Source organism: Rhodococcus sp. (in: high G+C Gram-positive bacteria) (genome assembly GCF_049286785.1).
GTDB lineage: Bacteria > Actinomycetota > Actinomycetes > Mycobacteriales > Mycobacteriaceae > Rhodococcus_F.
This window is the reverse complement of record NZ_JBAQEO010000496.1, coordinates 26,535-34,772: the sequence shown is the minus strand read 5'-3', so window position 1 is coordinate 34,772 and position 8,238 is coordinate 26,535. Positions and strand designations below refer to the sequence as shown.

General features: G+C 66.9%; 8 protein-coding genes. 3 read left to right on the top strand and 5 right to left on the bottom strand.

Annotation, left to right across the window (positions count from 1 at the left end; all coding sequences use genetic code 11):
• Window positions 1-27: 27 nt before the first annotated feature.
• From WAW17_RS17850 to WAW17_RS17840, 3 genes are read right to left on the bottom strand one after another with little or no spacing between them, the layout of a single operon-like run.
• Window positions 28-450 (bottom strand): DUF4247 domain-containing protein, encoded by a 423-nt coding sequence (locus WAW17_RS17850; protein WP_422334269.1) that lies wholly within the window; start codon window positions 448-450, stop codon window positions 28-30.
• Window positions 438-944 (bottom strand): DUF2617 family protein, encoded by a 507-nt coding sequence (locus WAW17_RS17845; protein ID WP_422334268.1) that lies wholly within the window; start codon window positions 942-944, stop codon window positions 438-440. The genes WAW17_RS17850 and WAW17_RS17845 overlap by 13 nt, the downstream gene beginning before the upstream one ends.
• The gene (locus tag WAW17_RS17840) at window positions 941-1,537 is read right to left on the bottom strand and encodes a DUF4178 domain-containing protein (RefSeq protein WP_422334267.1); all 597 of its coding nucleotides are present in this window, start codon (window positions 1,535-1,537) and stop codon (window positions 941-943) included. The genes WAW17_RS17845 and WAW17_RS17840 overlap by 4 nt, the downstream gene beginning before the upstream one ends.
• Before the next feature lie 350 nt (window positions 1,538-1,887).
• Between WAW17_RS17840 and WAW17_RS17835 the strand changes: the two genes are divergently transcribed.
• Window positions 1,888-3,213, top strand: a complete 1,326-nt coding sequence (locus tag WAW17_RS17835) for a YhgE/Pip domain-containing protein (RefSeq protein ID WP_422334266.1) — start codon at window positions 1,888-1,890, stop codon at window positions 3,211-3,213.
• A gap of 1 nt (window position 3,214) precedes the next feature.
• Here the strand turns inward: WAW17_RS17835 and WAW17_RS17830 are convergent, their stop codons facing one another.
• A complete protein-coding gene (locus WAW17_RS17830) occupies window positions 3,215-3,424 on the bottom strand; it encodes a hypothetical protein (protein ID WP_422334265.1) in 210 nt (69 codons plus the stop codon).
• 97 nt (window positions 3,425-3,521) lie between these two features.
• On the opposite strand from WAW17_RS17830, the gene WAW17_RS17825 reads away from it, so the two are divergent.
• On the top strand, window positions 3,522-5,078 hold the full coding sequence (locus WAW17_RS17825) for a bifunctional 3'-5' exonuclease/DNA polymerase (RefSeq protein WP_422334264.1): 1,557 nt from the start codon (window positions 3,522-3,524) through the stop codon (window positions 5,076-5,078).
• A 79-nt stretch (window positions 5,079-5,157) separates the two neighbouring features.
• Window positions 5,158-7,383, top strand: a complete 2,226-nt coding sequence (locus WAW17_RS17820) for an MMPL family transporter (RefSeq protein ID WP_422334263.1) — start codon at window positions 5,158-5,160, stop codon at window positions 7,381-7,383.
• On the opposite strand, the gene WAW17_RS17815 is transcribed toward WAW17_RS17820, so the two are convergent.
• Window positions 7,380-8,228, bottom strand: coding sequence for a DNA-3-methyladenine glycosylase family protein (locus tag WAW17_RS17815; protein ID WP_422334262.1), 849 nt, complete (start codon window positions 8,226-8,228; stop codon window positions 7,380-7,382). The genes WAW17_RS17820 and WAW17_RS17815 overlap by 4 nt on opposite strands.
• Window positions 8,229-8,238: the final 10 nt, after the last annotated feature.

Genomic DNA, 8,238 nt, shown 5'->3' with positions numbered 1-8,238 from the left:
CACTTCTCCCGACTCGAGTGTTCTCTGTCATTTCGCGCTTCCGGATCCGCCGCTGCCGCTCGCGCCACCCGCCGGCGAACCGGGGTTGAAACCCGGCCCCAGATAAGCGAATCCACCGCTTCGATAGCGTCCGTCGATGTCTTCGACGCGGACGAGGCTGCCACCACCCGGGCGGGCGCTGACCGTGACGATGTCGTCGTCGTAGCGTAGGTACTCGCTGCCGCCGTCGGCCTTCCGCGCCGCCGGTTCCTCCTCGGCGACGATGCTCGAGACGGTCGGACCCACCGGGTCGTTCGACGTGTACGTCTTCGCGTCGCCTGCGGTGTTCTGCAGGGCGTAGGTGTCGGCGATGTAGTCGCGGACGCCGCCGCCGCACGCGGTCGCGGCCGAGACCAGGAGCAGCATCGGGGCGAGCCGCACGCGCACACTGAACCGGGTCACGGCTGCCACCTGCTTCGAGTCCTCACGATCACCCCACCCTTGTCCCCCGGATACAGATGCCAGCTCTGCCAGGCCCATCCGCCCGCACATTCACGTGTCGCCGTGAGCGCGGTCAGTGCGGTGTGGTCGCCGGGGAACGCCCCGCAGATCCACCCGTCCACCTCGGTGGCCTGGCGCCGCAGCCAGTCGGCGGTCTGCTCGAGGTGGGTGCGGTCGACGGTGTCGATGATCGAGTCGAACCGGTACCCGCTCGCACTGTCGGATCCCGGCAGTGGCCTGCCGCCGGCCCGGATCGCGTCGCACGACACCTGTTCGGTGATCCGGCTGCCCGCGACAGACGCCGTCACCGCGTGCGACGCCCCCAGAATTCCCAGCGTGACCGCGTCGTCACCGTGCACGATGGTGAGTTCGGCCAGCGGAAGCGGCATTTCGGCGTTCACGACAAGACCGAGCGCCTCGGCCGTCACATCGCGCGACTCGACGTCGAGGACGTGCAGTGTCACTGCGGCGGACCGGAATGGATCACGGTGAGTTCACCGCGCGTGACGGCGCGGCCCGTGGAGACCTCCCACGACTGCGTCCGCGCCCAGCGCTCGAAGGACAGCAGGCCGGTCTTGTCGGCCGTCTCGTAGTCTGCGTAGTCGACGATGCCCTGGGGTGCGGTTCCGGTGGTGCCTTCCGCGGTGAACGCGGCGGTGCCGCGCTCGATCTGCCGGTGCACCCTGTCGTCGAGGATCACGTCACCGTTCGGTTCGAGCCCCGTGCCCTCGCGGCGCATCCACAGAGTCATGTCGAGGTTGCCCTCGTCGTTCTCGACGGTCAGCCATCGCTGACCGGTCGACCCGTCCAGGAGGTGTTCGTGCCAGATGTATCCCTCTTCGTCGAGGGTGATGGTTCCGCGCACGACGTGATCGATTCCGGCGTACGTGATGATGTCGCCGACTCCGATCTTGTACGGGTCGTAGACCTCCGGGTAGTCGGCGAGCGGATCGACCCTGGCAGCAGGAACGGAGTTCTTCCCGGCCCGATTCCGCAGGATCAGCACGATGCCCACGATCACGACAACGATCAGCAGCAGCAGCAACAGATTCGTCAACGGTCTCTCCTGGTCGGCGGCTCGGGCATGTGAGGCCGGCGCCCAGCCCCCACCGGTCAGTCACCTTACTGTGCGCCGCACACCAGCGATTGCAGAAGTTGGATAGCACAGGCTGAGTCGATTGCGTATCTCGATAGTCCGGCCATCGTCGTCCAGTCACATTCGGTTGCAACAGCTATGCTCACGCGTCGCTTACCCAGCAGCGCACCGGAGGACGACAACACGCTCGACGCCTGGTTCGAGGTCACCGCCGCGCGCTGAGGCGAGATTCCCGGCCCACCGCCTAGGCTTTATCCGGCTGGTCGATCCTGGGGTCGGCCCGGTGACCACAAGGCAGGATGCGAGGGGACATGGCGCACGACACCAGCGGTGCAGACAAGTGGAGGGTGCTCCGTACACCCCGCTTCTGGATCGCCCCCCTGCTCCTCGTCTGCATCGTCATGTCGCTGCTGGCGGGGCTGTACATGTACGGGATGCTCGATCCGACAAAGAATCTCAACAATTTCCCGATCGCCCTCGTCAATTCGGATGAGGGCGATACGGTGCCGAACTCGGATCCGGTGCAGCGGCGGAACCTCGGAGACGAGATCGCGGCAGGCCTGGTCGACGGCGTCGACCCGAACAAGATCGAGCTACGGGAGATGGGGATTGCCCAGGCGCAGAGCGCACTCGACAGCGCCGACATCTACGGTGCGATCGTGATCCCCAGCGACTTCACGAAACGCACCTTCATCCTGGCGCAGGCGAGTGTCGTCGCGGGCGACGTGGAGCGCCCGGTGATCACCGTCTACACCAATCCGCGCGCGGGGACGATCGGCGCCAACATCGTTTCGACTGTCGGGGCGAAGGCGATGGAGACCGCGAACAAGGCGCTGGGAGAACAGCTCGTCAAGCAGGTCACCGAACAGTTGGCTACCTCGCCCGACCTGACGTTGTCGGGGGCCGGTCAACTTCTTCTCGAGACCCCGATCGACGTGCGGACGGTTCCGTACAACCCGCTCCCGGACGGCACGGGCTACGGCTTGGCCGCGTTCTATTACGCGCTCCTGCTGGTCCTCGCCGGGTTCACCGGCGCCACCATCGCCGGCACTCTCATCGACGGCATGCTCGGATTCACCCCCACCGAGGTGGGCCCGGTGTATCTCTCCAACGAGGCGGTGCCGCTCTCGCGATTCCACACCTTGCTGATCAAGTGGGCGGTGATGGTTGTGATCGGGTTGGTCGTCTCCGCCCTCTATCTGTGGATCAGCTCCGCACTGGGCCTGCCGATCGGCAATACGCTCGCGCTGTGGGAGTACGGCGCCTTCGCGATCGCCGCGGTGGGCATCACGGCCATGTCCGTCATGGCTGCGTTCGGCAACCTGGGACTGCTCATCAACCTGCTGATCTTCGTCGTGCTGGCATTGCCGTCGTCCGGCGGAACCATCCCGCTCGAGGCTGCGCCGCGGCTGTACACGTGGCTCGGCGAGTTCGAACCCATGCACCAGATCTATCTGGGTGTGCGCGACATCCTGTTCTTCGGCGGTGGCGGCGACGCGGGCCTGCTGCACGCGGTGTGGATGACCTTCGCGGGCCTCCTCATCGGCCTGGTCTTCGGTGCCGTGATCACCAAGATCTATGACCACAAGGGACTGCACCGGGAGCACAGGGGGCACACGGCGGCTGTCAAGGTGTAACTCAGGACCCGGTCTCCGACCAGAACTCTCCGAACTGCTCCCACCACGGATGAGAAACGGGCACTGCCTCGAGAATGCGGGCCGCCCAGTCGTCGGGGTCGCCGAGCTCGGAGACACCGATCCCGCGGCGCTGGTAATCGGCGAGGATTCCGTGCAGTCCGGTCACCACCTTGTCCGTGACCACCTCTTCGAACTCGCGGATGGTATTCATAAAATGCCCCTCCTTCCAGCGAGAAGCATGTGATGCGTGTGCCTTCAGCTTAGTGCGGATTGCTGCTTTGTCGGCACCGCGAGGCACACTGGCCGACGTGAGAGTGGTGGTGATTCCGGGTGGCGCAGACGGCGCGACCCGTGAGGTGACCATGGTCCGGACCGACGTCGACGGTCGACCGCTCGGCGCTTCGGTCCGCCACCCCGACCTCGTGGCGACCGTGGCGGAAATCGAGGCCGCGGAACATCCGCGGTGGGTCTGGACTCGGACGCCCACGGTATATCCGGCACTGCTGCGTGCCGGTGTCCGGATCGGCCGCTGCCACGACCTTGCGCTGACCGACGCGATTCTGAGCATGCGGTCCGGTGAGCCGGCACCCGCTACGGAGGAGTCGGTCGACGAGCGTCCCGGGCTTTTCGATGCCGCACCCGTCGCAGATCCGCAGCAGGTGGTCGCCGATTTCGCCCGGCAGCGTGCGGTGATCGGCAGTGGCGGCGCCGGACTCGATCTACTCGTGGCCGCCGAGTCGGCCGGTGCGCTCGCCGCCGCGGAGATGAGTTTCGACGGGCTGCCGTTCTCCGAGGATGCGCATCGGGCCTTTCTCGAGGATGCGCTCGGTCCGCGACCGTCCGGATACGACCTGCCCCAGCGCATCGGCGAGGTCTCGACCGACATCGGCGCCGCGTTCGGCCGCACCATCAACCCCGCCTCGCACGTCGAGGTGATCGACGCATTCCGCCGCGAGGGCATCGAACTCGCGTCGACCCGCAAACACCTACTGCTCGAGGTCGATCACCCCGCCGTGCCGCTGCTCCTGCACCACCGGGATCTGTCCAAGTTGTTCAGCACCAACGGCTGGCAGTGGCTCGAGAGTTGGGTCCGCGACAACCGGTTCCGGCCCGTCTACGTTCCCGGTGGCGTCGTGTCCGGTCGCTGGGCGAGCCGTGGCGGCGGCGCACTTCAGATTCCGAAACCGCTGCGGTCGAGTGTGATCGCCGACCCCGGTCATACGTTCGTCATCGCCGACGCCGGCCAGCTCGAGCCCCGCATCCTGGCCGCCATGTCCGGCGACGCCCGGATGGTCGCTGCCGCGGGTACCGACGATCTGTACGCCCCGGTGGCCGCGGAGACCTTCGACGGCGACCGCGCCAAGGCCAAGGTGGCCATTCTCGGAGTGTTGTACGGCGCCACCGCGGGAGAGGCCCGCTCGTTGCTGACGACGCTGCGCACACGCTTTCCCGTGGCTGTCGAATATGTGGAGCGGGCGGCCCGCGCCGGTGAACGGGGCGAAGTGGTGCACTCGTGGCTGGGCCGGGCATGTCCACCGCCGGCGCCCGACTTCTGGTCGTCCGGCGATGCACACTCACGCGGACGGTTCACCCGGAACTTCGTGGTCCAGGCCACGGCGGCCGAGTGGGCACTGTGCGTGCTGGCCGACCTGCGGCGCCGGGTGGCCGGCGACCCCGACAGCGAACTCGTCTTCTTCCAGCACGACGAGGTCATGGTGCACACCCGCGATCCCGAGTCCGCCACCACCCACATCCTCGCCGCGGTGGACGTGGCCACCCGCTTGTTGTTCGGCAACACGAAAGTGCGTTTCCCGATGGATGTCGCGGTCCGTGACTGCTACGCGGAACCCTCCGAAGAGACCTGACGCCCCGATTTTCGGTGTCGCTCGTCAGCCCTGCGTGGTGTACTGGGACGCACTGCTGGTGGGGTGGCCGAGGAGAACCATGACGAAGGTGGATTCGACGGGATCGAGCACGGGCGGGGACATTGCGCGCAGGCGTCGTTGGCCGGTGTTCACCATCGTCGCGATCGCGGTCATCACTTTTTTCGCCGGCGGTGCCGGGGGTACCTTCCAGGGCAAGCTCACCGAAGTTCAGAAGAACGACAACGCCTCCTACCTGTCGACCTCGGCCGAATCCACGATTGTTGCCGAGGAGTCGGCCAAGTTCCTCACGGTCGAGACCATTCCGGGATTCGTCCTCTTCCACCGCGATTCCACGCTCACCGAGCAGGACAAAACTGCCATTGCGCAGGCCCGTGACGACATTGCCGCAATCGAGGGCGTGGACGCCGAGGGCATGTCGCCGACCCAGTTCTCCGAGGACGGCACCACGGCGTCCGTGTTCGTTCCGCTGATCGCCAAAGACAACGGGACCGGTGTGACCGGCGACGTTCTCGCCGCAACCGAGGAGAACGTGCTCGCGACGGCCGAGAAGGCCTCGAGCGAGGTCGAAGTGCTGCCGGCGGGTCCGGGCGGCCTGCTGGTGGCGTTCATCGACGCGTTCGCCGGACTCGACGGAGCTCTGCTCGGTGCCGCCCTGCTCGTCGTGATCCTGATTCTGCTGGTGGTCTACCGGTCTCCGATCCTGTGGATCTTCCCGTTGTTCTCGGCCCTACTCGCCCTCGGACTGGCCTCCATGGTCATCTACTTCCTCGCCAAGGCCGAGATCCTCACACTCACCGGACAGAGCCAGGGAATCCTGTTCGTACTGGTCATCGGTGCGGGTACCGACTACGCGCTGCTACTCATCGCCCGATATCGGGAAGAACTGCACTTCCATCCCAACCGGTTCGATGCGATGACCAGGGCGTGGCGCGAGTCCGCCCCGGCCATCACCGCCTCCGCGGTCACCGTCATCCTCGGACTCCTGTGTCTGATGTTCTCCGAGTTGAACTCCAACAAGAGCCTCGGCCCGGTCGCCGCAATCGGGATCGCCTGCACGTATCTGGTCATGATGACCTTCCTTCCCGTGGCGCTGTCGGCGGCAGGGCGGTGGGTGTTCTGGCCGCGCAAGCCCGAGGTCGACGAGACAGCGGACCTCACCACGCATGGAATGTGGGGCAAGATCGCCGCCGCGGTCGGAAGCCGGGCCCGCCCGCTCTGGATCGGTGCGACGGTACTGCTCGCGTTGCTGTTCGCGGCCGGCATCGGGAGCTTGAAAACCGACGGTCTCACCGCGTCGGAAAGCTTCACCAACCGTCCCGACGCGGTCGTGGGACAGGAACTCTACGAGTCCAAGTTCGACCCGGGTGCCGGTGCGCCCGCAGTGATCGTCACCGACGAAGCACAGACCCAGTCCGTGATCGATGCGGTGAGCGCCGTCGACGGGGTGTCGAAGGAACCCGGATCGGTGTGCCCCCAGGTCGATATCGAGAAGCTGTCGGCGATCGTCAAAAGCAACCCCGAGGCGGTCGCGGCGGCGGCCGGGCGATCGGCCTGCGCACCCGATTTCCTCGCCGCCGCACCGATCGACGGGCGGATGGTGATCAACGCGACGCTGGCCGACTCCTACGATTCTCCCGAGGCTCTCGCGACCGTCGAGCGACTCCGCGAAGCAGTGCACGCGGTCCCGGACGCCGACGCTCTCGTCGGCGGCACCTCAGCTACCACTCTCGACGTGCAGGCGGAGTCGGTGCACGATCGAAATCTCATCATCCCGATCGTCCTCGTGGTCATCTTCCTCGTGCTCGCCGTCCTGCTGCGTGCGCTCCTCGCCCCGATCATCCTCGTCGCCACGGTGGTGCTCTCGTTCGCCGCCACTCTCGGCGTCAGCGGATTCTTCTTCACGCACGTGTTCCACTTCGCCAACGCGGACCCGGCGTTCCCGTTGTTCTCGTTCGTGTTCCTGGTGGCGCTGGGTATCGACTACAACATCTTCCTGATGACGCGGGTACGTGAGGAAACACTGCAGTACGGCACCAGGTCCGGCGTGTTACGCGGACTGGCGGTGACCGGTGGGGTCATCACCTCGGCGGGGGTCGTGCTCGCGGCAACGTTCGCGGTGCTCGGGGTGCTGCCGCTGGTCTTCCTCGCCGAGATCGGGTTCGCCGTCGCGTTCGGTGTGCTGCTCGACACCATCATCGTGCGCAGCATTCTCGTCCCGGCCCTGTCTCACGACATCGGTAAGGCGATCTGGTGGCCTTCCTCCTTGGCCACGGCAAAAGACTAGTAGGCCTCGGCTGTCCACAGGTGGAACAGCGCGTACGCCCGCCACGGACGCCAAGCCTCGGCGAGTGCGGAGGCCGCCCTTCCGGTGCCGACTCCCAGCGCCCGTTTGAGCACGAGGTCGTCGGGTGTGAAGGCGTCCGGGTCGCCCAGGACCCGGACGGCGAGATAGTCCGCCGTCCACGGTCCGATCCCGGGGAGCGCTAGCAGGCCGGCCCGGAACGCGGTGGGATCCGTATCCGCACCCAGCCTCAGCCCGTCTGCAGCGGCCTGCGCCAGCGCCTGCACTGTGCGCGCCCGCGCCCCGGTGAGCCCGATGGCCCCCCGGATCTCCTCGGGCGAGCGCACCGCGAGCGTCTTCGGATCGGGGAATGCGACGAACCCGTGGTGGACCGGCCGTCCGTAGGAGGCCACCAGCCGGGCACCGAACGTGCGTGCCATCGCGAGCGAAACCTGTTGGCCCAGAACCGTGAGAACCGCTGTCTCGAAGCCGTCGACACTCCCGAGCCTCCGCAGTCCGGGCCTCGCCTGCACCAACGGTGCCAGCACCGCGTGTCGACTCAGCGCGGTGTCGATCGACGACGGGTCGGCGTCGAGGTCGAGCCAGCGCCGGACCGCGGCGGTCAGCGCCTCCACGTCATCCGGGTGCGCGGTCAGATGCGCCTCCACGTGGTGTGCTGCCGGCCGCCCGACGGACACCAGCGCGGGTCCGTGCCGTGCGTTCACGACGCGGGTGTGCGTTCCGGTGACGACGTCGTGCCGCTCGAGTCCGGCAACAGTGTGCGCGCGAAGTGCACCCCACAGCGGTGCGTGGCTGAAGGGGCCACGGTACGGCAACCGGATTCTCATCGGTCGTCGA

Coding starts and splice junctions, on each gene's coding strand:
- WAW17_RS17835 (WP_422334266.1), top strand. CDS start 1,888: ATGGCGCACGACACCAGCGGTGCAGACAAGTGGAGGGTGCTCCGTACA.
- WAW17_RS17830 (WP_422334265.1), bottom strand. CDS start 3,424: ATGAATACCATCCGCGAGTTCGAAGAGGTGGTCACGGACAAGGTGGTG.
- WAW17_RS17820 (WP_422334263.1), top strand. CDS start 5,158: ATGACGAAGGTGGATTCGACGGGATCGAGCACGGGCGGGGACATTGCG.
- WAW17_RS17815 (WP_422334262.1), bottom strand. CDS start 8,228: ATGAGAATCCGGTTGCCGTACCGTGGCCCCTTCAGCCACGCACCGCTG.